Origin of the sequence: Collinsella aerofaciens (assembly GCF_040926405.1) — a bacterium.
GTDB lineage: Bacteria > Actinomycetota > Coriobacteriia > Coriobacteriales > Coriobacteriaceae > Collinsella.
This window is the reverse complement of sequence record NZ_JBCOIG010000002.1, coordinates 87,211-113,129: the sequence shown is the minus strand read 5'-3', so window position 1 is coordinate 113,129 and position 25,919 is coordinate 87,211. Positions and strand designations below refer to the sequence as shown.

The window sequence follows — 25,919 nt, the reverse complement described above, 5'->3', positions numbered from 1 at the left end:
GGGCCTTATACTGAGTTTCCGGTGAACGGTATCAAGCGTCTGGTAAACGGTAATTTATTTACCAGAAATGAATAGGACAATCTTTTTTCTGAATAAAAATGAAAATGGTTGAGACGCGGTATGAACCGCTAATTCTATTCATAGCTTTAGTGGAAATATGCAATTTGAGGATGATTTAACAAAGTTAAGTTCCATTTGATTTTAGGATTGAAAACGCGTTTAAGCACGTAAATACGCTTTATTAAGATGAAGTGTGCCATGCGTGAAGTATATGTGTATGCCGTTCACTCCCTATAAAAAACCGTTCGGGGGCAAGGTGGAAGTATGGGCTGATTTTGGATATAAATATGTCGTCAGCAATAACGCCTCACACGGAGGGGCGCTAACGAATCGGCCCTGACAAGGGCCCGAAAGAAAGGTAGGAGGCCATGACGAAAGGTCTGCACGTGCCTTCCGAGATCGGCAAGCTCAGGAAGGTCTGCCTGCACCGTCCCGGCGACGAGCTCCTCAACCTGCCGCCCGACGAGCTCGAGCGACTCCTGTTCGACGACGTCCCGTTCCTGGAGGTCGCGCAGCAGGAGCACGACACCTTCGCCCAGATCCTGAGGGACCAGGGCGTGGAGGTGCTCTACCTCGAGAACCTCGTCGCCGAGGTGTTCGACCAGGTCCCCGGCGCCCGCGCCGAGTTCACCGACCAGTACATCGCCGAGGCCGGCATCCGCGGCCAGCACATGCCGCAGATCGTCCGCGAGAAGCTGGACTCCATCGAGGACAACCTCGAGTTCGTCAAGAAGACCATGGCCGGCATGACCAAGTCCGAGATCGACATGCCCCTCACGGCGTCCACGACCCTCGACTCCCTGGTCAACTCCGAGTCCGAGTCCGACCTGATCATCGACCCGATGCCCAACCTCTACTTCACCCGCGACACGTTCGCGGTCATCGGCGAGGGCGTCAACCTCAACCGCATGTACTCGGTCACCCGCAACCGCGAGACCCTGTACGGCAAGTACATCTTCAAGTACCACCCCGACTACAAGGACGTCTCGCTGTACTTCCGCCGCGACTGCCAGTTCCACACCGAGGGCGGCGACGTGCTGAACATCAACGAGAAGACCCTCGCCGTCGGCATCTCCCAGCGCACCCAGGCCGCCGCGATCGACGTCATGGCCCAGAACATCTTCTGGAACTCCGACTCCAAGGTCGAGCGCATCCTGGCCTTCGACATCCCGGTCTCGCGCGCCTTCATGCACCTCGACACGGTCTTCACCCAGATCGACGTCGATAAGTTCACGATCCACCCCGCCATCATGGGCACCCTGCGCGTCTACGAGCTGACCGCCGGCAAGAACCCGGGCGACGTGAACATCCGCCTGATCGAGGACACCCTCGAGCACGTCCTGGAGGACGCCACCGGCGTCGACCAGGTCAAGCTGATCCCCTGCGGCGGCGGCGACCCGATCGCGGCCTCCCGCGAGCAGTGGAACGACGGCTCCAACACCCTGTGCGTCGAGCCCGGCAAGATCTGCGTCTACGCCCGCAACACCGTCACCAACGACGTGCTGTACAAGGAGGGCCTGGACCTTCTCGTCGTGCCCTCCGCCGAGCTCTCCCGCGGCCGCGGCGGCCCGCGCTGCATGAGCATGCCCTTCTGGCGCGAGGACCTCTAAGTCTTTCCGTTTCCGGTGCGGTCCCCCTACAACCGCACCGGCTTCGCCCGTTAAACGGGCACCACTAATACTTACGTAATTCATTTCTTCGAAAGGAATCAAACCATGGGTGTTAACCTTTCCGGCCGTAGCTTCCTCAAGCTTCTCGACCTCACCACCGAGGAGATCGAGTACCTGCTCAAGCTCTCCAAGAACTTCAAGGATATGAAGCGCGCTGGCGTTCCGCACCGCTATCTCGAGGGCAAGAACATCGTTCTGCTCTTCCAGAAGACCTCTACTCGTACCCGCTGCGCCTTCGAGGTCGGCGGCATGGATCTGGGCATGGGCGTCACCTACCTCGATCCGGGTTCGTCGCAGATGGGCAAGAAGGAGTCCATCGAGGACACTGCCCGCGTTCTCGGCCGCATGTATGACGGCATCGAGTTCCGTGGCTTTGCCCAGGACGATGTCGAGGAGCTCGCTGCTAAGTCCGGCGTGCCCGTGTGGAACGGCCTGACCACTGAGTGGCATCCCACCCAGATGCTCGCCGACATCCTGACCGTCCAGGAGAACTTCAACTACGACATCAAGGGCAAGACCCTCGTCTTCATGGGCGACTGCAAGAACAACGTTGCTCGCTCCCTCATGGTTGTCTGCTCCAAGCTTGGCATGAACTTCGTGGCCTGCGGCCCCGAGGAGTGCATGCCCGCTGACGACGTCATCGAGGCCTGCAAGCCCATCGCCGAGGCCAACGGCTGCACCATCAAGCTGACCACCGACGTCAAGGACGGCGTCACCGGTGCCGACGTTATCTACACCGACGTGTGGGTCTCCATGGGCGAGCCTGACGAGGTCTGGGCCGAGCGCATCGCTCAGCTCACCCCGTATCGTGTCACCTCCGAGGTCATGGCTATGGCCAACCCGGGTGCCATCTTCCTGCACTGCCTGCCCAGCTTCCACGACACCAACACCACGATTGGCGCCGAGAAGTGCGAGCAGTTCGGCATCACCGAGCAGGAGGTCACCGACGAGGTCTTCGAGAGCCCCGCTTCCAAGGTCTTCGACGAGGCCGAGAACCGCATGCACACCATCAAGGCCGTCATGTACGCCACGCTCAAGTAAGTGCATCTAGCATCTCGCTCGGGGTGTATTGTTGAACACCCCGAGCGGCTTTATCTGGTAAAAATCTCGCATCGAGCGGCAGGCACGGCACGGAAGAGCCGCTTCGGGCGAGATCAGTAAATGATTTATGAAGGGGGGATGAGAACTATGACTGAGACCGCTAAGAAAAAGCGCGGTATGCCTTCATCGTTCACCATTCTTCTTGCTCTGCTGGCAATTGTTGCAGTGATTACCGTTATCGTCTCCGGCACGTCCGGCGGCGCGGTTACTGCCGCCCGTCTGAGCGATTTCTGCACCGCCCCGATTAAGGGCTTCGCTGACGCTCTGCCCGTCTGCCTCTTCGTTATGATCCTGGGCGGCTTCCTCGGCATGATGACCGAGACCGGCGCCCTGGACAACGGCATCGCCGTCCTGGTGCAGAAGCTTAAGGGCAACGAGATCATGCTCATTCCCGTGCTGATGCTCATCTTCTCCCTCGGTGGTACCACCTATGGTATGTGCGAGGAGACCGTTCCCTTCTACGCCCTGCTTGCCGCTACCATGATGGCCGCTGGCTTCGACCCGATGGTCGGTGCCGCCACCGTCCTGCTCGGCGCTGGCTGCGGCTGCCTGGGCTCCACGGTTAACCCGTTCGCCGTCGGCGCTGCCGTCGACGCTCTGACCGGCGTTGGCATTGAGGTCAACCAGTCCATCATCATCGGCCTCGGTGCCGTCCTGTGGATTGTTACCACTGCCATGTCCATCTTCTTCGTCATGAGCTATGCCAAGAAGGTCAAGGCTGACAAGGGTTCCACCATCCTGTCGATGCAGGAGCTCAAGGACGCTGAAGAGGCTCACGGCAAGGCTGCTTCCGAGGTTCACAATGAGGTCAAGCTCACCGGTCGTCAGAAGGGTGTTCTGATCGCCTTTGCCTTCACCTTCGTCGTCATGATCGTCGGCTTCATTCCGCTGGCCGACCTCAACGAGGGCGTCGCCAACTTCTTCGACGCTGGCGCTGTCTACGACGCCGACGGTAACGCCGTCGTCCAGGGCTGGTCTGCCCTGATCACCGGCCTGCCCATTGGTCAGTGGTACTTCGACGAGGCTTCCACCTGGTTCTTCCTCATGGCCGTCCTGATCGGTATCATCGGTGGCCTGTCCGAGAAGCAGATCGTTAACACCTTCATCACCGGCGCTGCCGACATGATGTCCGTTGTTCTCGTCATCGCCCTCGCCCGTGGTATCTCCGTCCTCATGGCTAACACCGGCCTCGACGTCTACGTCCTCGACGCTGCCGCCAATGCTCTGGCTGGCCTGTCCGGCGTGATCTTCGCTCCCATGAGCTTCCTGGTCTACTTCGGCCTGTCCTTCCTGATCCCCTCGACCTCTGGTATGGCTACCGTCTCCATGCCTATCATGGGACCGCTGGCTGTTAAGCTCGGCTTCTCGCCCGAGGTCATGGTCATGATCTTCTCCTCTGCCATCGGCGTTGTGAACCTGTTCACCCCGACCTCCGGCGCCATCATGGGCGGTCTCGCCCTGGCCAAGATCGAGTGGACGACCTGGCTCAAGTTTGCCCTTAAGCTCATCGTCGCTCTCTCCGTCGTCTGCGCCATCATCCTGACCGTCGCTTGCGTGATGCTCTAAGTACCCAACGGGTACCCCACGGAAACCTTGACGATCCTGTAAAGGATCACCTGGTCATCGTCTGTCCGGTGGGGTCAACCCACCGGTAGACTCCTACCTTTAGCCCCCTCCCGTTCCGTGCGCGGGAGGGGGCGCTCTCATGTTGCGCGGTTCTACGAACCGCGCAACCAGTCGACGCTGCGCACCGCCCAGAACGACAATTTGTCATTCAAAAGGCAAGGCATGACCAGAAGGTCTATGCCTTGCCTTTTTCATGCCAACTTGTACGTTCTGGACGTCGCTCGCTGACTTATGCTCAACCTGCGACGTTCCCCTTGTTGGTGCAGGGGGAAGCTTGCTCGCTCTGGTGCCCGTTCGCTGGCTTCAGCTCTGCCTGCGACGTTTTTGTTGTTGGTGCTGAGTGACTTGTTCCCCGTTCTAAACGAGCTGCCCCGGGTCCCCGGTGGTTGTGGTGAGCGTGTTTGGTTGGTGCCTGTTGATGGTCTGGGTATCGGGGAGGGCGGGCTCCGTTATAATCGCCTAGAACATTAAATGGAAACGGGACGGGAGCCATATATGCGCCAGGGTTTCGACAACGCGAAGTATATCGAGCTGCAGGCTGCTCACATTAAGGAGCGCATCTCGCAGTTTGGTGGCAAGCTCTATTTGGAGTTTGGCGGTAAGCTGTTCGATGACTATCATGCGAGCCGCGTGCTGCCGGGTTTTGAACCGGACAGCAAGTTCCGCATGCTCAAGAGCATCGCCGACGATGTCGAGGTTATCATCGCGATCAACGCAAACCACATCGAGAAAAACAAGGCTCGTGGTGACCTCGGCATTACCTATGACGAGGATGTGCTGCGCCTGGTTGACCTGTTCCGCGGCAACGGCTTTGCTGTCGCGGCTGTGGTCATCACCCAGTACGCCGGCCAGCCTGCTGCCGATGTGTTCCGCAACCGCCTGAACGCGCTCGGTATTCCCGCCAAGCTGCACTATCCCATCGAGGGGTATCCGCACGATGTCGATCTGATCGTGTCCGACGATGGCTACGGCAAGAATGAGTTTGTCGAGACCACCCGACCGCTCGTCGTGGTCACTGCCCCCGGTCCTGGCTCGGGCAAGCTTGCCACCTGCCTGTCTCAGCTCTATCACGAGCACAAGCATGGCACGGCCGCCGGCTATGCCAAGTTCGAGACCTTCCCGGTCTGGAACCTTCCCCTCACGCATCCGGTCAACATCGCCTACGAGGCGGCCACGGCGGACCTCGACGATGCCAATATCATCGACTCCTTCCACCTTGAGGCCTATAACAAGACCACGGTCAACTACAACCGCGACGTCGAGGCCTTCCCGGTGGTCCGTGCTCTGATGGAAAAGATCCTGGGCAAGAGCCCCTACCAGAGTCCTACGGACATGGGCGTCAATATGGTCGGCTTTGCCATCACCGATGACGATGCCTGCCGCGACGCTTCCAAGATGGAGATCGTCCGCCGCTACTTTACCGCGGTCGAAAATGTGCGCCGTACCGGCGTGGGCGATGAGCAAGTCGACCGTCTCAAGATCATTATGAAGAAAGCCGGCATCGATAAGAACTACTCACCGGCGCGCTCGGCGGCCCTCACCAGGGAGCAGCTGACGGGTGGTCCCGTGGGTGCCATGGTTATGCCCGATGGCTCCGTGGTGACCGGCAAGACTTCCACGCGCCTGGGCGCTGCGAGCTCGCTCATCATGAATGCACTTAAGCATGTCTCGGGCGTCGACCTTGAGCTCGAGGTCATTAGCGATGAAGCGATCGAGCCCATCAGCAAGCTCAAGACGCATTTCCTGGGCAGCAAAAACCCGCGCCTCCACACCGACGAGACGCTTATGGCGCTGTCGATCACCTCGGCCACGAGTGAGACGGCCGCTCGCGTCCTTTCGGGCCTGGAGCAGCTGCGCGGTTGCGATGCCTTCTTTAGCGTGATTATCTCGCCGACGGACGAGACGGTACTGCGCAAACTGGGTATCAACGTGTGCTGCGAGCCCAAGTTTGAGCGCCGCGGTTTCTTCCATCGCTAAGTTTGAAGCACCGCGGTAATTGCATTGCATTTTGGCCGTATCGGGTTAGCGCCCGGTACGGCTTTTTGATCAATAAAGCGCCTATTTCGGCGAAAAATAGCTGTTTACCTGCCTAGAAACAATTTGAGCGGTATACAATAACCGTAACTGTTTCATCCTTAGCGGGATGCCGCATGATGGATATTACCTGCCATCGTGAGGTGTGTCGGTCGCGCACGGCGCGTTAGATGCTCGTGCTCGGTTTGAGGAGGCTGCTATGGCGGGCAAGGGTCGTGCGAGTGTCAACGATATGAAGCGTGTCGAGGTGCTGGTGTTGATGGAGATCGACCAGCAAACCGAAGACAATGGCGGGCCGTATGGTTTCTCGCGCAAAACGCTTGCCGAGCGCGTGGGGGTTTCGCCGTATCGTGCCCGCGCCGCAATCGATCGCTTGGATTCCGAAGGCATGATTGATGTCGTCTCGCGTTATAGCGACGACGGCGGTCAGCTTGCAAATGGCATTTGCCTCACCGAACGTGGCGAGTGGTATCTTGAGGGCGTCCGTACCGGCATGCTCGTTCAAGAAATGCTTGAGGACGAGGTTGCTGATCGATAGCAGCATGTAACCCTTGCCATAGCGACGCCGCCTGGGAAACCGGGCGGCGTTTTGTTTCAAGATTGAGAAATGCAATCGCACGCGAGAAAAATTGCGAACGGTCCGCGGCGCGAGTATTACAATGAAGACCCGTAAGATGTGGATAAACAACTTCTACGGGAAGCGCAGGTAACTCAATATGACCAAGCATGTGTTCGTAACCGGTGGCGTGGTTTCGTCCCTGGGCAAGGGTATCACCGCGGCCTCGCTGGGCCGTCTGCTCAAGTCGCGTGGCTACAAAGTAACGATGCAGAAGGCCGATCCGTATCTGAACGTCGACCCCGGTACCATGAGCCCCTTCCAGCATGGTGAGGTCTTCGTTACCGAGGATGGTTACGAGTCCGACCTGGACCTGGGTCATTACGAGCGCTTTATTGATGAGAACCTGACCCGCGATTCCAACTTTACGACCGGCGCCGTCTATAAGAGCTTGATCGCCCGCGAGCGTCGCGGCGACTTTTTGGGCGGTACCGTGCAGGTGATTCCTCACGTCACCAATGCCATTAAGGACAAGTTCCGCCGCATCGAGGAGCAGACCGGCTCCGATGTAGTCATCACCGAGCTGGGCGGCACGATCGGCGACATCGAGTCCCAACCGTTTGTCGAGGCCATCCGTCAGTACCGCAAGGAGGCCGGCCCCGAGAACGTCTGCTACATCCACGTGTCGCTCGTTCCCTATATCGCCGCCGCCCACGAGGCCAAGACCAAGCCCACGCAGCATTCCGTCAAGGAGCTCCGCAGCTTTGGCATCCAGCCCGATATCATCGTGCTGCGCTCCGACCACCATATCGATGACGCTATCCGCGGAAAGATCGCAAGCTTCTGCGACGTCGACACCGATTGTGTCTTTACCAACGAGGACTGCGCGAGCATTTACGATGTTCCGCAGCTGCTTGCCGAGCAGGACTTTGACCTGCGCATTTGCGAGCGCTTGGGTCTGGACCCGCGTGAGCGCGATATGAGCGAGTGGAATGAGTTCCTGCGCAAACAGAATCACGCCAACCATCACGCCGACAAGGTGAAGATCGCCGTCGTGGGCAAGTACACGCAGCTGCCCGATGCGTACCTGTCGGTTATCGAGGCCCTGCACCATGCGGGCGTCTTCTACGATCGCCATGTGGACGTCCAGCTGGTCGACGGCGAGAGCCTCGACGAGCAGAATGTCTCCGAGGTTTTGGGCGACGCCTCGGGCATCCTGGTCCCCGGCGGCTTTGGCAAGCGCGCCCTGGAGGGCAAGATCCTCGCGGCCGAGTTTGCCCGTGAGCACAAGATTCCGTATCTGGGCATTTGCCTGGGTATGCAGGTGGCCGTGTGCGAGTTCGCCCGCAACGTCGTCGGCCTTGCCGGCGCCAGCTCCTCCGAGTTCGATCCGGACGGCCCGTTTAGCGTCATCGATCTGATGAGCTCGCAGGAGGACGTGACCGAGAAGGGCGGCACCATGCGCCTGGGCGCCTATCCGTGCAAGCTCGCCGCCGATACCCTTGCTCGCGAGGCATATGGCGAGGAGCTCGTCTACGAGCGTCACCGTCATCGCTTTGAGTTCAACAACGCCTTCCGTGACCAGCTCGAGGACGCCGGCTTGGTTATCTCGGGTCTGTCGCCCGACGAGCGCCTGGTCGAGATGGTCGAGCTGCCGCGCGACGTGCATCCGTGGTATGTGGCAACCCAGGCTCATCCCGAGTTCAAGAGCCGCCCGACCAACCCGCAGCCGCTGTTCCGCGAGTTCGTGCGCGCTTCGATCGGCCAGCACGAGGGTGTCGACCGTCTGCAGGTGACGCCCATGAACCTCGCTACGGACTAAGGGTGCCGGCGAATAAGGAACATACCGAAGCTACTCCCTCGTCGCTCGCCGTGGCGGCGGGGGAGTATCTCGATTACCTCGCGGTCGAGCGGGGTTTGGCGCGCAACACGATTGCGGCCTACCGTCGTGACCTGACGACGTACTGCGCCTATCTGGAGCGGGCGGGTATTGTGTCTTTTGAAGAGGTGACCCGTCAGGTCGTGGAGGGCTTTGTCGCCGACCGTCGCGATGGGGGCTATTCCGATGCCTCGGTGGAGCGTGCGCTTGCGGCCGTGAAGGGCCTGCATGCCTTTTTGGTGCGCGATGGGGCTGTGGCCCAAAATCCAACGGCGGCGTTGCGCCTGCCTAAAAAGGCTGAGCGTTTGCCGGAGTATCTATCGGTGGAGGATGTCTCGGCGCTGCTCGATCAAGACTTCCCCGAGGGCGAGATGGGCTTGCGCGACCATGCCATCTTGGAAGTGCTCTACGGATGCGGCTTACGTGTGAGCGAGTTGGTGGGGCTCGATGTGGGCGATATCCATATCGACGATGGCTTTGTGCTCGTTCGCGGTAAGGGCTCAAAGGAACGCCTGTCACCGCTGGTGGGAAGCGCGGCGCGAGCTCTGACGCTCTATGTAACTGAGGGGCGTTCTCGCTTGGCGGTCCATGCCCGCGGAACCGAGACCTCGGCGGTCTTTTTAAATAAGAACGGCCGCCGTCTGTCGCGCCAGGGCATCCATGCCATCTGTGAGCGCTACGGGCGCCAGGTGGGACTGGTGGGGCTCCATCCCCATACGCTGCGTCACTCCTTTGCCACCCATATGCTTGCGGGCGGCGCAGACCTCCGTGTGCTACAGGAGATCTTGGGGCATGCCGATATATCGACCACGCAGATCTACACGCATGTCGATCGTACGCAACTGACCGAGGTCTATCTGGCGGCGCACCCGCTGGCACATCGCTAGCACCTCGCTGACCTGCATATTTATAAATATTAAAGGGGACGGGCCCCAGATTGCCGAGACGCACTTTTGCGCGCATGGGCAATCTGGGGCCCGTCCCATTTTTCGCCAGACACCGACGCGGTGGTGGGCCGTGTGTGTCGTGGGTGGGGGAGTTTGGGGGCGATGTGAACGGCGTGTAAAGGGACGTAAAAATCGCCTCAAGGTCAACTTGAAGGTTGAGGTTCGCGGGCGTGGTTCTACAGGTGGCATCACGCCTTTGCTGCAAACACAACATATTGTGTTTTCGAACATATGCTCGGGGGTGTTTTACAACATATTGAGGGTGGAGTGGTGGGGCGGGGTGGGGGAAGGGGTGGGGAAAGGTGTTGAAAAATGGGGCGGTTCCCCATATTATTGATGACGTCGACAGGCGGGGTGGTTCCCCGCGTACGTGCCATCTGAGTAACCGAGGGGAGGGCGCACATGGGAATGACGGGTGCATACGAGCGCAATCTCGATGCAAAAGGTCGTCTATCCCTGCCTGCACCCCTTCGCGAGGAGCTTGGAGAGCACGTTCGCGTGTTCAAAGCCCTGGATGTCGATGCTCTGTACGTGTTCTCTGCCGAGGCCTTCGATAAGTGGGTCGAAGGACTCTTCGCGGGTCGTGAGGGCCACGAGGGTTTTAACCCGCGTGACATCAACGACCAGAAGCTCATGAGGGCGATCAACAAGCGCACCACGTCGATGGACGTGGACAGCGCCGGTCGTATCGGTCTTTCCGAGTCTCTCCGCAAGCAGGCGAACCTCGACCGCGAGGTCACGGTTGTGGGCAACTACGACCACCTTGAGGTTTGGGATCGCGCCGCGGCCGATGAGGACGATGACGATGAGGCCCTGCTGGACCTCTTCTTCTCGTAAGGGCAAGGCACGGGTAACGGATGGAGCGTGGGATCTTGACACAAGAATATCGGCATGAACCTGTCATGCTCGGCGAAGTGCTTGAGTCGCTGCAGCTCAAGAGCGGCTCCGTTGTCTGCGATTGCACCCTTGGCGGTGCCGGTCATTCGGTAAAGATGGCCGCGCAGGTGGGGGAGACGGGCCTTTTGCTCGGCGTCGATCAGGACGACATGGCCCTCGAGGCCGCTGGCGCCCGTCTGGACCGCGAGGTTCCCGGCGTCCCGCACCAGCTGCTGAAGGGCAACTTCGGCGACTTGGACGAGCTGCTTTGCTCGGCCGAGGTGCCCGGGGTCGATGGCTTCCTGTTTGACTTGGGCGTTTCGTCACCGCAACTCGATATCCCTGGCAGGGGCTTTTCGTATAACGAAGATGCCCCATTGGACATGCGGATGGATCCGGGTAACAACACCCTAAACGCAGCTGAGGTCATCAACACCTATAACGAACACGACCTCGCCCGGATTCTACGCGTCTATGGCGAAGAGAAGTTCGCCTCGCAGATTGCGCGCGAGATCGTGCGCCGTCGCGAGCAAGAACCGATCGAAACCACCGGTCAATTTGTCGAGATCATCAAGGCTGGCATTCCGGCTGCCGCTCGTCGGCATGGTGGACACCCGGCCAAGAAGAGCTTCCAGGCCATTCGCATCGAGGTCAACCACGAGCTCGATGTGCTCGAGAGGGGGCTTGACGCCGCCACCAGGTGGCTCAACCCGGGCGGACGCATCTGCGTCATCTCGTATCACTCGCTCGAGGACCGTATCGTAAAGAACCACTTTAAGGAGATGAGCCAGGGGTGCACGTGTCCGCCGGAGATTCCGGTGTGCGTGTGCGGCAACGTGCCGATACTCAAGGTCATCACCCGCAAACCCTTGGTTGCCCAACCCGATGAGGTCGCGCGCAACCCTCGGGCGAGATCAGCCAAAATCCGCGTGGCGCAGCGCCTGTAGGCGCGACCGCGCGAAATTGGACCTCCCGCTCGCACCATAAACGAAGCTTAAACACACTACCAACGTACTCGGGATGGGAGGCGGCATATCATGGGCTATAACACCTCAAACGCAGCACTCGCCTATGATATGAACGCCATGCCCGCCTACCGCGAGGCACCGCAGGCGCCCGTTGCCCCTCGTGAGCAACGCACGCCGCGTTTTGATGTCTACACGGGCGCGGGCCGTCAGGCAAACCAGGCGGTAAGCCCGGTTTTCATGAGCGTTCTTAAAACGGTTTGCATCATTGCGGCTGTCTTCATGACGATCGGTGTCGCGCGCGTGGCGCTTGCCGGTGTTACGGCCCAGGTGCTCAACGGCAACGCAGAGCTTACCAACACGCTCGAGAAGGCGACCGACGAGAGTTCTAACCTTGAGGTCATGCATTCGGTCTATGGTGCCGACACGCGTATTCGCGATCTTGCGGGCGCCTATGGCATGGTGGAGCCCAGCGAGAGCGTTACGCTTGACTTTTCGCAGGATGCAGCCGCGGGCGCTAGCTCGACTGCGGCCGCTCAGTAAATAAGACGGTAGCTGAGTATGACAAATGACTATCGCCGCGGTTCCGACGGGGACCACGGGTCTGGACGTCCCTCCTCGCGGGGACGTTCTGGTTATCAAGGAACGGGTCGGCCATCTTACAACGCGGGGCCGTCCTATGGCAACGACCCTGCGTCGCGTCTTCGTGGTTCGGGCGGACCTCGGGTGCGCAATACGGGCGCGCGCAAGGGGTCGTCGTCTGAATGGGTTACGGGAACGCCGCTGCCTCGCCGCGATGTCGTTATGGGCTGTATCGGGGTTGGCCTTGCCGCGGGCGTCTTCCGTCTTGCCGAATACCAGATCGTGAATGCTGACAAGCTGCGCGAGCGCGCGGACGCGCGTCGTCTGCTTTCACAGACGCTCTATGCCAAACGTGGCACTATCTACGACCGCAACGGCAACGTGCTGACGTCGTCAGTCGAATGCCGCAATGTCGCCGTGAACCCTCAGCTTGTCGAGGACGTCGACAAGACGGTCTCGGCGCTGGTCAAGGCCACCGGTATCGATAAAAAGACCTGTCGCAAGCTGGTACTGTCTGATGGTTCCTGGGTGTATATCAAGCGCCAGGTCGACGAGGATGACGCTGCCGCCCTGGAAAAGAAGAATCTACCCGGCGTGCTCTTTGAGCAGGCGATGAAGCGGGTTTACCCGTATGGAAACCTGGCTTCTCAGGTGCTGGGCGTCGTGAACGTGGACAACGCTGGCCTGACTGGACTCGAAAAACAATACGATGAGCTTCTGACCGGAACGAATGGCTCTCTTGTGCGCGAGCGCGCAAGAGATGGCGGCTACATCGCGGGCGGTGCCTATAAAAAGGTTGCCGCGATTGATGGCGTGGATATCGTGACGACGATCGACGTCAACATTCAGCGCGCCGCGGAAGATGCCTTGGCCGAGGCGGTCGAGAAGACGAAGGCCAAAAACGGGTCGGCCCTGGTGACCGACCCGACGACTGGAGAGATCCTGGCCGCCTGCTCGTATCCGACCTACGACCAGACCAATTTGGAAAACGCCAAGACCGAGGACATGAACCTTCGTCTGGTGACGGATGCCTACGAGCCCGGCTCGGTCTTTAAGACGCTGGTTGCGGGCGCCGGATTTGATTTGGGCGTTGTGCGCCCGAGCACATCGTTTGAGGTTCCCGCGAGTATCAAGGTGGGCGACGATACCGTTACCGATGCCGACAAGCGTGACTACACCATGACAATGGACGTACGCGAGATGATGCGCCGTTCGTCCAATGTCGGTTTTGTCCTGGTGGGGCGCAAGATCGGTGCCGATGATTTTGCCACCTATGTGGACAAGTGGGGTATCGGTCATAGCTCCGGTGTCGATTTTCCGGGTGAGAGTCTGGGCATCGTCAAGGAGCGCGACCAGTACGATGGTGCCACCTTGGGTGCTATGAGCTTTGGCCAGGCGCTGTCCGTCTCGCCGATTGAGGTCGCACGTGCCGTGGGCGGCATCGCGAACGGCGGCGTGATGATGACTCCGCACTTCTATAAGTCGAGCAAGGGCGATGAAAAGGATTGGGGCGAGGGGGATCGCGCGATTTCCGAGGAGGCCGCCTCGCAGGTGACATCGTGCATGCAGACGGTCGTGTCCGAGGGAACGGGCGTTGGCGGCGCGGTTGACGGCTATGACGTGGCGGGTAAGACCGGTACGGCCGAACGAGCCGACGAGAACGGCGGCTACCTCAAGGAGAACTACATGTCGTCCTTTATGGGTTTTGCACCGGCACAATCGCCCAAGGTGCTGTGCTATATCACGCTCGACGGAACGCCGAGCGGCTCAGATGCCGCTGCGGTGCCGTTCCAGTCCATTATGGCCAACGCGCTCGACGTGCTGGGTATCCCGCACACGAAGTAGGGGGTTACAATCTTTGGGGCGTGGTTTGTTGTCCCATATGAGGGGTGTTCACATGCCCTGCACCACGCATGCGCGGCGCTGGGATACAATACGCCGATAGCATTATTAGGTTTACAGGGGAGCTGCAATGATAGAGATCGCCGTCAACAACCTCGCGGCCGCAACAGGGGCCCGAACCGTGACGGGAGAAGCCGATCGGGTATGCCGCGGGTGCGTTATCGACTCGCGCCAGGTCGAGGAAGGGACGATTTTCGTCGCCTTTCCCGGTGAAAACGTCGACGGCAATGATTTTGCTTCCCGTGCCGTCCAGTCGGGTGCCGGCGCCGTCGTGATGACGCGTGAGCCCGAGGCCGAGCTGGTCTCGCTGGCGCAGGACAAGGGCTGTGCCATCTTGCTGACCGATGATCCCGAGGAGTTTCTGCTGCGTTTGGCGCACACGTACCGTCTGGAGCTTGGCTGCCTGGTCGTTGGTATTACCGGTTCCATCGGCAAGACGACGACCAAGGACGTGCTCGCCGCTGTGCTCGCCAAGCGCTATCGTGTCTGGGCCACCAAGGGCAATTTCAATAACCTGATCGGCATGCCACTCACGGTGCTTTCCGCTCCGGCCGATACCGAGGTCCTGGTGCTCGAGATGGGCATGAACCATTTCCACGAGATCGAGCGCCTGTCCCAGTCCGCCAATCCCAACCTTGCCATCGTGAGCAAGATTGGTACCTCTCATATCGGCATTTTGGGTAGCCGCGAGAACATCGCCCGCGCTAAGGCCGAGATTGTCCAGGGTATGTGCGCCGCTGGCGACTTCTTGCCGCTGCTGGTTTTGGGCGGCGAGGACGACTTTACGCCGTTCATTCGCGATACGTTCGCCCAGCCTGCTGGTATCGACGTGATGCTGGCCGGCGTCTCGGACGATGATGAGGTCCGTGCCCGCGACGTTCGAGTTGATGACGAGGGCCGTCCGGTCTTTACGCTCGATTTTGGTCAGGGCGAGACAATCGATACCATGCTTGCCATCCCCGGCGTGCAGTCCGTCCCAAATGCCGTTAAGGCCGCCGCGGTTGCCTATCGCCTGGGCGTGACGCCCGAGCAGATCGATGCTGCCTTTAGGGGCCTCACGATCACCGGTCACCGCCAAGAGATCAAGCGCGCCAAGAGCGGTGCCCGCGTCATCGACGATTCCTATAACGCCAGTGCCGAATCCATGGCTGCTGGCCTCGATCTGCTGTGCTCGCTTTCGTGCACGGGGTCTCGCATGGCGATCCTGGGCGAGATAGGCGAGATGGGCGATGAGGCTCCTCGCATGCATGAGCTCGTGGGCGCCTATGCCGCCGCCAAGAAGCTCGACATGCTGGCGTGCGTGGGTGGTGAGCTGGCCCAGCTTATGGCCGATGCCGCGCGCATGATGGGCATGGACGAGGACCGCATCCAGGTGTTCTCCGGTTATCAGCAGGTGCTCGACCGCATGGGCGGCGCGCTTGAAAAACATGATGTTGTACTGGTCAAGGGTTCCCGTTTTGTTGAGCTCGACCGCTTTGTGGAAGGTGTGTGCTAGCCCATGTTCGGCAATCCCTCGTATCCAACGTATCAGGCTTTTTTGGGGCTTGGCATCGCCGCTGCCATTGCGCTGCTGCTCATGCCGTGGTGGATCAAGCTGCTCAAGGTCGAGGGTATCGGCCAGCAGGTTCGTGCCGACGGCCCCAAGCGTCATTTGGTTAAGCAGGGAACGCCCACCATGGGTGGCGTTGTCATCCTCGTCGCGATCTCGCTGACCTGCCTGCTGATGGGCAAGCTCACCACCGAGCTCGTGCTCGTGCTGCTCGCCACGCTGGCGACCGGCGTGCTGGGCCTGATCGACGACCTGACCTCCGTTACGCACGGGCGCTCGCTCGGTCTGACGCCTCATGCCAAGATGATCGGCCTAACCATTATCTGTGTCACCTTTACGGTACTTGCCGTCAACTGGTGCGGCGTCGCCCCCGAGATTCGTTTTCCCGGCGGCCTGACGATTGACCTCGGTGTTCTTTCGACCACCATCTGCGGCCTTTCGTTCCCGTGGCTCTACGTTGTCTTTTGCTGGCTGATGATCGCCGGTCTTTCTAATGCCGTGAACCTGACCGATGGCCTTGACGGTCTTGCTGGCGGCACCTCCATGATCGCCATGCTCGCCATGGCTGCCATGGCGTTTTTACACGGAGACGTGAACCTGTCCATCTTCTGCACCGCGTGTGCCGGTGCCTGCTTGGGCTTTCTGTGGTTCAACTGCTATCCGGCGAGCATCTTTATGGGCGATACCGGCTCGCTTGCCCTGGGCGCCGCGTTTGCCTGCACGTCCATCATGACCAACACCGAGGTCGTCTCCCTCATCATCGGCGGCCTGTTTATCGTTGAGACCCTGTCGGTCATGATTCAGGTTGTCTACTTCCACTTTACGCACAAGCGCGTCTTCCTTATGGCGCCCATCCATCATCATTTCGAAAAGAAGGGCTGGGCCGAGACCAAGGTCGTCATCCGTTTTTGGATTATCGCTGCGGCCTTTGGTGCCGTTGGCCTTGCTTTGTTCTTCCAGTTGGGATAGTGGTCTTTCATGCCTCTTGCTGATGTCTTTAGCCTGCTCGTTTTGGGTCAGGGCAAATCCGGTCTCGATGTCGCCCGCTGGGCGCTGGCACATCCCGAGCGCGTAAGCGCCGTTACCGTGTATGGCGGCGGCACCTCTGAGCCCAATGACGCCACGCGTGCGCTCGAGGCTGCTGGTGCGTCGTTTGTCTATGGGGCCGAACAGGTCGAGGGCGCCTATGACGTGTGCGTGACATGCCCGGGTATTTCGGAGTTCTCGTCCTTCTTTAAGGCGGGGCGTGAGCATGCCGCTCAGATTATGGGCGAGCCCGAGTTTGCCTATCGCTTGTCTCCCCAAAATTGGATTGCCATCACGGGCACCAACGGCAAGACAACTACCACGTCGCTGACTGATTATCTGCTCAAGGCCGCCGGTGAAGCCAGCGTGGCCGTCGGCAATATCGGTGAGCCGCCCGTGAACGAGATCGACGGCCGCGCACATAATGAGTGGTTTGTGGCCGAGCTGTCGAGTTATCAGATTGCTACGACCGCCGAGCTTCATCCTCGCGTGGCGGTGCTGCTCAACATCACGCCCGACCACCTGGGCTGGCACAAGAGCCACAAGAACTATGCGCTTGCCAAGATCAAGTTGTTCGAGAATATGGTCGACGACGACCTCGTGGTTATCGACGTTGAGGATGCCGGCATCCATGAGTTCGATGAGTACATCTACATGCCGGGCCGCCGCATCTGCAAGGTCGCTTTTGACGAGCCCGAGGGTGCAGACGCCGCCTTTGTGCGCGACGGCAAGTTGGTCGTCCGCCTGAAGGGCGTCGAGACTCAGCTTGTCGCCACTTCCGAGCTCAAGATCTCGGGCCATCACAATGTCATCAATGCCCTATGTGCTGCCACGGCTGCTTTGGCCGTCGGTGCCGATGTTGATGGTGTCTGCCGCGGTCTTGCCTCGTTCCAGCCGCTCGAGCACCGCGTGGAGCCGTGTGGCGAGATTGACGGCGTGCGCTACGTCAACGATTCCAAGGCGACTAACACCGATGCGGTCGAGAAGGCGCTGACGGCATTTCCCGATGACGACGTGATCTTGCTGCTCGGCGGCCACGATAAGGGCACGCCGCTCACGGACTTCGCGCGCGTCGTTATGGACAACGTGCGCTCGGTCGTCTGCTTTGGCGATGCGCGCGAGCGCTTCACCGCCGCTATGGACGAGGCCGATGTCGATGGCGATGTGGATATCGCTCAGGCGGATGATCTGCGCGACGCCGTGGACGTTGCCCGTTCGCTTTCGAGTCGTGGTGACGTGATCTTACTTTCTCCTGCCTGCTCTTCGTTCGATGAGTTCTCGGGCTATGAGGAGCGCGGCCGCGTGTTTAAGGACTACGTGGCTCAGCTTGCCGCTACAGCGAAATCACAAATGGAATAGGGGTTGCGGTGAGAGAGGAGAGCCCCCGACAAGGTATGAGGAGGCCCGACTCGGACCGTGCTTCCTCACGTCGCATCACACCGCGTTCCAGCCGCGGCGGGCAGTCGTTTAGCGAACGCTATATTGCCGGCGTTCCCGCCCGTATCATGCGCCCCCGTTTGATATTCATGGCCTGCCTGTTTACCTTGGTATGCTTTGGCCTGCTGATGGTGTACTCGGCGTCTTCGGTCGAGGCGCTGCACGAGAATGGCTCGGCGACGTTTTTTCTGGGTCGACAGGCCGCGTTTGCCGTGGTCGGTGTTCTAGCGCTGATTGCCATCGTGCGCGTTTTGCCGGACAGCTGGTTTGGGGAGGATGTGCTCAGGATCTTCCTTATCGGCATGATAGGGCTACTGCTTCTGGTGTTCTTGTTGGGCAGCGGCAGCCGTGGCGCCACGCGCTGGCTCAACATCGCCGGTATTCAGTTCCAGCCTTCCGAGTTTTTAAAGCCATTTGCCATTGCGTATTCGGCCATCATGCTTGATCGCTTCTTTTCGCCCGGTGGCAACATCAACGAATTCCTTCGCAAGATGGGCATCTACCTGGGCATTTCGCTCTTTCTGATCTTTATCCAGCCCGATTTCGGTACTGTCCTGATCATCCTGTTGACCCTCATGTGCATGGCGTTGTTTGCGGGTCTCGACCCCAGATTTATCATCGGCGTGCTAATCTTCGGCATTCTCGTGATCGTGATTGCGCTTGTCGCAGAGCCGTACCGTATGGTGCGCATTCAGGTTGCCTTGAACCCTTGGGCCGACGAGTATGGTGACGGCTATCAGGCCACGCTTGCCATCATGGCCTTTGCCTCGGGCGGTCTGTTCGGCCGTGGCATCGGCAACTCAACCATGAAGTACTCGTATCTTCCCGAGGCGCACAATGACTACATCCTGGCCATCATTGGCGAGGAAGTCGGTTTTGTCGGAACCGTGCTGTTCTTCTTGGTGTTTGCGATGCTGATCTACTCGGCGTTTCGCATTGCCGAGCAGGCGACCGATCGTCGGGGCGCGCTTATGGCGTCTGGCTCCGCGGTCATTCTCGCGGTGCAGTTTTTGATTAACGCGCTGGGCATCCTCAACGTGTTTCCCATGACGGGCAAACCGTTGCCGTTTATTAGCTACGGCGGTTCGTCGATTATCGTGTCGCTTATGCTCGCCGGTCTGATCCTGCGCGTTTCGTATGAGAGCGCCCGTCGCGATGAGTACGACCGTCGCCGCGAGAGCTTTGCCGTTATGGACGAGAGCACCGCTGGCGTGGCCCATGTGCGCGGTGAACGACCTTCGCGTAGCGGCTTTACCGTTCTTGATGGTTCTCCATCCGAGCCGGCAGCTCGTCCACGCCCGCGAATGGCTCCGCAAGGTCGTCCTCAGCGCCCCAGCCCTCGCAACGCGGGCGGCGGATATAATCGAATCGATTTGAACTCGGACCCGTCGGCGCGTCTGCGCACCGACGACCAGGGACCGCGTGTACGAAGGGACTACCATGACCGATAAGATGACCGTTGCTATCGCAGCCGGCGGCACGGCGGGACATATCAACCCCGCACTCGCCTTGGCCGAGGAGCTGCGTGACCGTGGCCACCACGTTGTATTTGTGGGTCAGTCGCACAAGCTCGAGGGTCGTCTGGTTCCCGAGGCTGGGTTCGATTTTGTGCCGATTACGGTTACGGGCTTCGACCGTTCTCGCCCTTGGACGGCGTTGAGCTCGCTGTGGCGTGTCTATAAGGCGAAGCGCGCGCTCGGTAACCATTTTTCAAAAGCCTGCAAGCCCGATGTCGCCATAGGTTTTGGTGCCTATGTCGAGGTTCCGCTGCTGGGGTGGTGCAAGGGCGCAGGCGTTCCGTATCTGCTGCATGAGCAGAACTCTGTTCCGGGCCTGGCCAACAAGATGATGAACTCCCACGCCGCCCGCGTGTGCATCTCGGTGCCGGCAGCGCGTTCGGTCTTTGAGCGCGAAGGTGACCCTGACCACGTGCTCATGACCGGCAACCCCGTACGTCGCTCGGTAATCGAAGGCGATCGCGCTCGCGGCCGCAAGGCACTTGACGTTCCCGAGGACGCTACGCTGCTGCTCGTCTTTGGCGGTTCACTTGGCGCCCAGCACCTCAACGAGCGCGTGGTTTCGCTCAAAAACGAGCTGCTTTCGCGCAAGAACCTCTATGTGTTGCATTCGACGGGTGCCGACGGCTTTGAGGAGACCGAGCGCGCTTTGGCGCTGACGCCCGAGGAGGCGGAGCGTTACCGCGTCCAGCCTTACATCGACAACATGGGCGATATGCTGGCTGCTGCCGATTTGGTGCTCTCGCGTTCGGGCGCATCGAGCGTGGCCGAGATCGCTGCGCTCGCCGTGCCCTCGGTGCTCGTGCCGTATCCGCATGCGACGGCCGACCACCAAACCACCAATGCCCGTTATCTGGTCGACGCCGGGGCCGGTGTGCTCTGCGCCGATGCCGATATCGACGGTTCTGCCTTTGCCGATGAGCTGCTGCACTTGGTCGATGACGCGGCGGCGCGCGACGCCATGCGTCAGGCGGCACGTGGTCTGGCTCAGGATAGGGCCGCCGCTCTTCTGGCGGATGCGGTAGAGGGTTTGCGTTAGTTAGACGGGATATCGTCGGTCGCCCTCGCGCTGATGCGGTAGGTGCGGTACAGTTAACGGGTTACAGGCAGTGTTTACGCAAGGAGTACACGAGCACATGGCTGATTCCCAGACTGCAACCTCCGCGCCCGAGTTTAAGAGCGCCCACTTTATCGGTATCGGCGGCGCCGGCATGAGCGGCATCGCCCTCGTTCTGCACGAGCGCGGTTATGCCGTTACCGGCTCCGACCTTAAGACGTCACGTTATATCCGCCAGCTTACCCGCGCTGGTGTGAAGGTGCATGTGGGCCATGAGGCCGCCACGATCGACGAGGTCAAGCCCGACGTGGTTGTTGTCTCCACCGCTATTCCGGAGTCCAACCCTGAACTCGTGCGTGCTCGCGAGCTTGGTATTCCCGTGTGGCCCCGTGCCAAGATGCTCTCTGCTTTGGGCCACGGCTACACCACCGTCGCTGTTGCCGGCACGCATGGCAAGACCACCACGTCTTCGATGTGCGCCACCATGCTCGACCGCATGGGTCTGGATCCGAGCTTCTTGATCGGTGGCATCGTCGAGGGCTATGACACGAACGGCAAGAACGGCTCGGGCGACTACTTTGTCGCCGAGGCCGACGAGTCCGACAGCTCCTTCCTGTTCCTGAACCCCAACGTGGTCATTGTGACCAACGTCGAGGCCGACCACCTCGATCACTACTCGGGTATCGAGGAGATCGAGGCAACTTTCGCCAAATTCATGAGCCTGGTGGGCGAGGACGGCACCGTCATCGTCTGCGGTGAGGACTCGCATCTGGTCGAGCTCGCCAAGTCGACGGGCCGTCACGTGCTTTCCTACGGCTTTGCCGAGAGCAACGACATCGTCTGCATGCACCCGGATGTCAAGGGCATCCAGAGCGACTTTATCGTTCGCTTTGAGGACGGCACTGAGCATGCTGTGGAGATCAAGAGCAATCCCGGTCGCCACAACATGCTCAACGCCACGGCGGTACTCACCGTCGCCCATGTCCTGGGCCTTGACATCGACGCCGCCGCCAAGGCGCTCTCGAGCTTTGAGGGCGTCCGTCGTCGCTTTACCCACGTAGGCGATATCGATGGCATCACCGTGGTCGATGATTACGGCCATCACCCCACTGAGATCAAGGCGACGCTTGCTGCCGCTTCGTCGCTGGGCTACAAGCACGTCGACGTCGTGTTCCAGCCGCACCGCTATTCGCGTCTGCAGGCCCTTTGCGACGACTTTGCCGATGCATTTGCCAATGCCGATAAACTGCTGCTGATTGATGTGTTCTCGGCTGGCGAGATGCCCATTCCGGGTGTCACCTCTAAGATGCTCGCCGATACCGTGCGCGCCAAGCATCCTGGCAAGGAGGTCGTGTACTGCTCCAGCCGTCTTGAGCTTAATCAGGAGCTCGAGCAGATGGTGGGCGAGGGCGACCTGCTGCTCACTATGGGTGCCGGTGACGTTACGACCGTCGGTCCCGAGTTCATTGAGTATCTGACTGCCAAGAAAGACGCTTAAGTCTAATGGGTCTGTTTAACGCCGTCATGGCGCTCTCGGGCATGATCGACACGGATGTGATCGAGGACGAGCGCCTTGCGCGTCATACGAGCTATCGTATCGGCGGCAAGGCCGACCTCTTTGTGACGTGCCATAGCTATCATGCCCTCCGCCGCGCCGTGGCGGTGCTCGATCGCGAGCAGGTGCCGTGGGTCATCATCGGCAAGGGTTCCAATCTGCTGGTTGCCGATGGCGGTTATCGCGGTGCCGTCATTTCGCTCGGACGTGAGTTTCAGCGCACGGTTGTTGCAGATGACGGTTGTACGCTGACGGTCGGTGCGGGCGTGATGTTTGCGCGCCTGGTCAACGATGCCCTGTCGCGTAGCCTCTCGGGCCTTGAGTTTGCCGTTGGCATCCCTGGCTCGGTCGGCGGTGCGATATCTATGAATGCCGGCACACGGACCGAGTGGATTGGCTCGCTGGTTGAGGATGTCGTAACGTTTGACCCGGCATCCGGTATCAAGCATTATGCGGGGTCCGAGATCACTTGGGGCTACCGCGAATGTAGCCTTCCCCGCAATGAGATCATCCTCGAGTGTGTGCTCAAGCTTAAACCGGCGCCCAAGGCCGACATTCGCGAGCGCATGGAGCGGTACCTGACGAGGCGCAAGCGAACGCAGCCCATGGGTCGCGCGTCCTGCGGGTCGGTCTTTCGCAACCCGCCCGATGCGAGTGTGGGCAAGCTTATCGAGGATTGTGGATTAAAGGGTTTTTCGATTGGCGGCGCAGAAGTTTCGCCCGTTCACGCTAATTTTATCGTTAATAACGGAACCGCCTCGGCCGATGACGTTGCCGCGGTTATCAGACATGTGCACGGAAAGGTGAGGGAGGCGTATGGCATCGAGCTCAGACCGGAAGTTAAATTCCTCGGCTTCTAGAGCATCGAAACCCACCTTCCGCCGCGCCGGAGGGCGTTCCGGCGCGCCTGCCAAACCTCAACGCAATACCGTCGCGCGCTCTAAGTCTGTCGGGCATGCTCGACAGACCAGTCGTCCGGTCGTCGGCTCGCAGCTCGGTAATCGTCCGGCCGCAAAAAAGTCCTCGCGTCCCTCGGTGACGTCAAAGCCTGTTATGGGCGCCAAACCTGCCCGTCCCATGGCAACTCCTAAGCCCTCGACGGGAACTAAAGCGCCGCGTCCAGGTCGCACGCTGGGCGCATCGAAACCGCGCTCGCTGACATCGGTGCCGGCTACCGCCAAGAAGCCTTCGGGTAAAAAAAACGTCAACCCGTTGTCTTCACTTGGGGCGATGGTAAATAAAACATCAGACGCTGCTTCTGTCGTTGCAGGCAAAGGCAAAATCGTGGGCGGCGTTCTGGCCGCCTTGGCCGTGCTCGTCGTCGTTGCCATCGTGGTGATCAACTCTGGATTGTTTACCGCCACTGATATTCAGATTCAAGGCAGCGAGCATGTGACGAAGCACGATGCTATCCAGCTGATCGATTTGCCCGAGGGAACGTCGCTTTTTAACGTCGATCCCGACCAGATTACCGAGGACCTCAAGCAGAATCCGTGGGTCTCGGGCGTGGATGTCCAGCGTCAGTTCCCGCATACGCTCATCATTACGCCGATGGAGCGCAAGGTCATCGCAATTGCCTATATCAGTTCCGATGACCTTGCCTGGGCCATCGGGGATGATGACACCTGGATCGCCCCACTGTCGACGTCGGTCGAAGTGGATGACCAGGGCAACGTCATCACGACAGGGCAGGGCTCAAATACCTTGACCGGAATCGATGCCGCGCTGGCGCTCGCTAAGCACTATGGCGCGGTGTTGTTGACTGATGTCTCGGCGGATGTCGCTCCGGTTTCCGGCCAGGCAGTGAGCTCCAAGGCCGTTAAGGCTGGCTTGGATTATGTGCGTGGTTTTTCGAGCGAGTTCTTGGGACAAGTCAAGGATATTTCCACGCCTTCGGTCGAAGCCATCTCGGCAAACCTCAATAACGGCATTGAGGTGTCGCTGGGCGATTCGAACGATATCGTCAAGAAGGAGCGCGTAGTCACCAAGCTGCTTTCGCAGGTAGAGGGCGTAACGTATATCAATGTGCGCTCTCCGGGTAACTATACATTTAGGAACGCTCCGACCTCGTAGCGCTGGTTGATGCTTTGTTGAGGGGCCATACCACGCCGTTTATCTGGTTTGTTTGGTTTTCACGGTCAATTATTTGACTGATACGTTCATAATGTGCAAACATAATACGGTTTACCTTTGCATTTACTTTCAACCTGAAGGTTAATGTGCGCAGGGGTCGACCCATGCTATGGCTATAACCTTTGTTCGGAGGACCGACATGCACGAGACAGAGATCAACAACTACCTTGCCGTCATTAAGGTGGTCGGCGTCGGCGGCGGCGGTACCAACGCGGTCAATCGAATGATCGAAGAGGGCATCCGCGGCGTCGAGTTTGTTGCCATCAACACCGATGCTCAGGCACTCGCGATCTCTGATGCCGATATCAAGGTGCACATCGGCACCGACCTTACCCGCGGCCTGGGCGCCGGCGCCAACCCCGAGGTTGGCCGCAAGGCTGCCGATGAGTCCCGCGACGACATTGCCGAGGCGCTCGCTGGCGCCGACATGGTGTTCATCACCTGCGGCGAGGGCGGTGGCACCGGTACCGGCGCTGCTCCCATCGTTGCCGATATCGCGATGAACGAGGTCGGTGCGCTGACCGTCGCCGTCGTGACCAAGCCCTTCACCTTCGAGGGCCGCAAGCGCAAGAAGAGCGCCGAGGAGGGCATTAAGACCCTCTCCGATTGCGTCGACACCATGATCGTCATCCCTAACGATAAGCTGCTCGACATCGCCGAGAAGAAGACCACCATGCTCGAGGCCTTCGCGATTGCCGATGGCGTCCTTTCCCAGGGCACCCAGGGCATCACCGACCTCATCACCGTCCCCGGTATCATCAACCTGGACTTCGCCGATGTTAAGACCATCATGAAGCAGGCCGGTACCGCCATGATGGGTATCGGTACCTCTTCTGGGGATACCCGTGCCGTCGACGCTGCCCAGCAGGCCATCTCCAGCCCGCTGCTCGAGAGCTCCATCGATGGCGCCACGCGCGTGCTGCTCTCCATCGCCGGTTCCAAGGACCTGGGCATCCAGGAGATCAGCGACGCCGCCGACGTTGTCGCCAACGCCGTCGACCCCGAGGCCAACATCATCTTCGGTACCGTTGTCGACGAGTCCCTGGGCGATCAGGTGCGTATCACCGTCATCGCTACGGGCTTCTCCGACTCCAACGTTAACCGTCAGGACGAGCTCTTTGCTGCTCAGCAGTCTCAGAGCAAGGCCGCTGCCTCCGCTGGGCCGCAGCGCACCGCTCCGGCCACCAGCCCGGCTCAGGCCGCTCCGACCCGCAACGTCGGTGGCACCGAGCTTCCTAACTTCGGCAACGATCAGTTCGAGCTTCCCGACTTCCTGAAGCGCGGTAGCTTCTAAGTCGTTCTTTGCATTGTTGTGCACAGGGGCGTGTCCGTATGGACGCGCCCTTTTTATTTCGACTTTGTAAACTAGAACCTCCAATCTCTTTACGTTCCCTTTACGATTGCCTCCAGCGCAGCAGGTATCCTTTTAGAGAAGTATGACAGCCGT

20 protein-coding genes are annotated in these 25,919 nt (G+C 59.8%); all 20 read left to right on the top strand.

Going from position 1 to position 25,919, the window contains the following annotated elements; all coding sequences use genetic code 11:
- Nucleotides 1-428: 428 nt before the first annotated feature.
- The 20 genes from arcA to ftsZ all read left to right on the top strand — a co-directional run bounded on the left by arcA (nt 429) and on the right by ftsZ (nt 25,766).
- The gene (arcA, locus tag AB5758_RS01450) at nt 429-1,670 is read left to right on the top strand and encodes an arginine deiminase (RefSeq protein ID WP_368155327.1); all 1,242 of its coding nucleotides are present in this window, start codon (nt 429-431) and stop codon (nt 1,668-1,670) included.
- Nucleotides 1,671-1,775: 105 nt separating this feature from the next.
- The gene (gene argF / locus AB5758_RS01445; protein WP_006234279.1) at nt 1,776-2,771 is read left to right on the top strand and encodes an ornithine carbamoyltransferase; all 996 of its coding nucleotides are present in this window, start codon (nt 1,776-1,778) and stop codon (nt 2,769-2,771) included.
- Nucleotides 2,772-2,909: 138 nt separating this feature from the next.
- Complete coding sequence (locus AB5758_RS01440) at nt 2,910-4,397, top strand: YfcC family protein (protein ID WP_369831688.1); 1,488 nt, start codon at nt 2,910-2,912, stop codon at nt 4,395-4,397.
- Between the two features lie 555 nt (nt 4,398-4,952).
- Nucleotides 4,953-6,434, top strand: a complete 1,482-nt coding sequence (locus tag AB5758_RS01435) for a DUF1846 domain-containing protein (RefSeq protein WP_006234276.1) — start codon at nt 4,953-4,955, stop codon at nt 6,432-6,434.
- 256 nt (nt 6,435-6,690) lie between these two features.
- Nucleotides 6,691-7,029, top strand: a complete 339-nt coding sequence (locus tag AB5758_RS01430) for a helix-turn-helix domain-containing protein (protein ID WP_040358312.1) — start codon at nt 6,691-6,693, stop codon at nt 7,027-7,029.
- Between the two features lie 178 nt (nt 7,030-7,207).
- Nucleotides 7,208-8,869: a CTP synthase gene (gene pyrG / locus AB5758_RS01425; protein ID WP_368141272.1), complete on the top strand. Its 1,662-nt coding sequence runs from the start codon at nt 7,208-7,210 to the stop codon at nt 8,867-8,869.
- Nucleotides 8,870-8,871: 2 nt separating this feature from the next.
- Nucleotides 8,872-9,813, top strand: a complete 942-nt coding sequence (gene xerD / locus AB5758_RS01420; protein ID WP_271731827.1) for a site-specific tyrosine recombinase XerD — start codon at nt 8,872-8,874, stop codon at nt 9,811-9,813.
- Between the two features lie 462 nt (nt 9,814-10,275).
- A complete protein-coding gene (locus AB5758_RS01415; RefSeq protein WP_006234269.1) occupies nt 10,276-10,710 on the top strand; it encodes a division/cell wall cluster transcriptional repressor MraZ in 435 nt (144 codons plus the stop codon).
- A gap of 20 nt (nt 10,711-10,730) precedes the next feature.
- Nucleotides 10,731-11,696 (top strand): 16S rRNA (cytosine(1402)-N(4))-methyltransferase RsmH, encoded by a 966-nt coding sequence (gene rsmH / locus AB5758_RS01410; RefSeq protein WP_117840379.1) that lies wholly within the window; start codon nt 10,731-10,733, stop codon nt 11,694-11,696.
- A gap of 90 nt (nt 11,697-11,786) precedes the next feature.
- A complete protein-coding gene (locus tag AB5758_RS01405; protein ID WP_118080330.1) occupies nt 11,787-12,257 on the top strand; it encodes a hypothetical protein in 471 nt (156 codons plus the stop codon).
- A 261-nt stretch (nt 12,258-12,518) separates the two neighbouring features.
- Nucleotides 12,519-14,141, top strand: a complete 1,623-nt coding sequence (locus AB5758_RS01400) for a peptidoglycan D,D-transpeptidase FtsI family protein (protein WP_368141271.1) — start codon at nt 12,519-12,521, stop codon at nt 14,139-14,141.
- Nucleotides 14,142-14,268: 127 nt separating this feature from the next.
- Nucleotides 14,269-15,693, top strand: a complete 1,425-nt coding sequence (locus AB5758_RS01395) for a UDP-N-acetylmuramoyl-tripeptide--D-alanyl-D-alanine ligase (protein ID WP_368141270.1) — start codon at nt 14,269-14,271, stop codon at nt 15,691-15,693.
- A 3-nt stretch (nt 15,694-15,696) separates the two neighbouring features.
- The gene (gene mraY, locus AB5758_RS01390; protein WP_161144736.1) at nt 15,697-16,716 is read left to right on the top strand and encodes a phospho-N-acetylmuramoyl-pentapeptide-transferase; all 1,020 of its coding nucleotides are present in this window, start codon (nt 15,697-15,699) and stop codon (nt 16,714-16,716) included.
- Nucleotides 16,717-16,725: 9 nt separating this feature from the next.
- Nucleotides 16,726-18,132, top strand: coding sequence for a UDP-N-acetylmuramoyl-L-alanine--D-glutamate ligase (gene murD / locus AB5758_RS01385; RefSeq protein WP_368141268.1), 1,407 nt, complete (start codon nt 16,726-16,728; stop codon nt 18,130-18,132).
- A 35-nt stretch (nt 18,133-18,167) separates the two neighbouring features.
- Nucleotides 18,168-19,661 carry a putative lipid II flippase FtsW gene (gene ftsW, locus AB5758_RS01380; RefSeq protein ID WP_368141267.1) on the top strand — a complete coding sequence of 498 codons (1,494 nt, stop codon included), beginning with the start codon at nt 18,168-18,170 and terminating at the stop codon, nt 19,659-19,661.
- Nucleotides 19,651-20,766 (top strand): undecaprenyldiphospho-muramoylpentapeptide beta-N-acetylglucosaminyltransferase, encoded by a 1,116-nt coding sequence (murG, locus tag AB5758_RS01375; protein ID WP_238057237.1) that lies wholly within the window; start codon nt 19,651-19,653, stop codon nt 20,764-20,766. Before ftsW ends, murG begins: the two co-directional genes overlap by 11 nt.
- A gap of 97 nt (nt 20,767-20,863) precedes the next feature.
- Nucleotides 20,864-22,282: a UDP-N-acetylmuramate--L-alanine ligase gene (gene murC, locus AB5758_RS01370; protein ID WP_138339766.1), complete on the top strand. Its 1,419-nt coding sequence runs from the start codon at nt 20,864-20,866 to the stop codon at nt 22,280-22,282.
- A 5-nt stretch (nt 22,283-22,287) separates the two neighbouring features.
- On the top strand, nt 22,288-23,199 hold the full coding sequence (gene murB / locus AB5758_RS01365) for a UDP-N-acetylmuramate dehydrogenase (RefSeq protein ID WP_006234257.1): 912 nt from the start codon (nt 22,288-22,290) through the stop codon (nt 23,197-23,199).
- 424 nt (nt 23,200-23,623) lie between these two features.
- On the top strand, nt 23,624-24,412 hold the full coding sequence (locus AB5758_RS01360) for a cell division protein FtsQ/DivIB (protein ID WP_227790121.1): 789 nt from the start codon (nt 23,624-23,626) through the stop codon (nt 24,410-24,412).
- Between the two features lie 199 nt (nt 24,413-24,611).
- A complete protein-coding gene (gene ftsZ / locus AB5758_RS01355) occupies nt 24,612-25,766 on the top strand; it encodes a cell division protein FtsZ (protein ID WP_368141266.1) in 1,155 nt (384 codons plus the stop codon).
- The last annotated feature ends 153 nt before the right edge of the window (nt 25,767-25,919 follow it).

Bases quoted from the DNA above. Each gene is read 5' to 3' on its own strand.
- rsmH (WP_117840379.1), top strand. From the start codon at position 10,731: ATGGAGCGTGGGATCTTGACACAAGAATATCGGCATGAACCTGTCATG.
- AB5758_RS01415 (WP_006234269.1), top strand. From the start codon at position 10,276: ATGGGAATGACGGGTGCATACGAGCGCAATCTCGATGCAAAAGGTCGT.
- murD (WP_368141268.1), top strand. From the start codon at position 16,726: ATGCCTCTTGCTGATGTCTTTAGCCTGCTCGTTTTGGGTCAGGGCAAA.
- AB5758_RS01430 (WP_040358312.1), top strand. From the start codon at position 6,691: ATGGCGGGCAAGGGTCGTGCGAGTGTCAACGATATGAAGCGTGTCGAG.
- murB (WP_006234257.1), top strand. From the start codon at position 22,288: ATGGGTCTGTTTAACGCCGTCATGGCGCTCTCGGGCATGATCGACACG.
- murG (WP_238057237.1), top strand. From the start codon at position 19,651: ATGACCGATAAGATGACCGTTGCTATCGCAGCCGGCGGCACGGCGGGA.
- pyrG (WP_368141272.1), top strand. From the start codon at position 7,208: ATGACCAAGCATGTGTTCGTAACCGGTGGCGTGGTTTCGTCCCTGGGC.
- ftsW (WP_368141267.1), top strand. From the start codon at position 18,168: ATGAGGAGGCCCGACTCGGACCGTGCTTCCTCACGTCGCATCACACCG.
- arcA (WP_368155327.1), top strand. From the start codon at position 429: ATGACGAAAGGTCTGCACGTGCCTTCCGAGATCGGCAAGCTCAGGAAG.
- AB5758_RS01405 (WP_118080330.1), top strand. From the start codon at position 11,787: ATGGGCTATAACACCTCAAACGCAGCACTCGCCTATGATATGAACGCC.
- mraY (WP_161144736.1), top strand. From the start codon at position 15,697: ATGTTCGGCAATCCCTCGTATCCAACGTATCAGGCTTTTTTGGGGCTT.
- AB5758_RS01435 (WP_006234276.1), top strand. From the start codon at position 4,953: ATGCGCCAGGGTTTCGACAACGCGAAGTATATCGAGCTGCAGGCTGCT.
- murC (WP_138339766.1), top strand. From the start codon at position 20,864: ATGGCTGATTCCCAGACTGCAACCTCCGCGCCCGAGTTTAAGAGCGCC.
- AB5758_RS01400 (WP_368141271.1), top strand. From the start codon at position 12,519: ATGGGCTGTATCGGGGTTGGCCTTGCCGCGGGCGTCTTCCGTCTTGCC.
- ftsZ (WP_368141266.1), top strand. From the start codon at position 24,612: ATGCACGAGACAGAGATCAACAACTACCTTGCCGTCATTAAGGTGGTC.
- AB5758_RS01395 (WP_368141270.1), top strand. From the start codon at position 14,269: ATGATAGAGATCGCCGTCAACAACCTCGCGGCCGCAACAGGGGCCCGA.
- AB5758_RS01440 (WP_369831688.1), top strand. From the start codon at position 2,910: ATGAGAACTATGACTGAGACCGCTAAGAAAAAGCGCGGTATGCCTTCA.
- argF (WP_006234279.1), top strand. From the start codon at position 1,776: ATGGGTGTTAACCTTTCCGGCCGTAGCTTCCTCAAGCTTCTCGACCTC.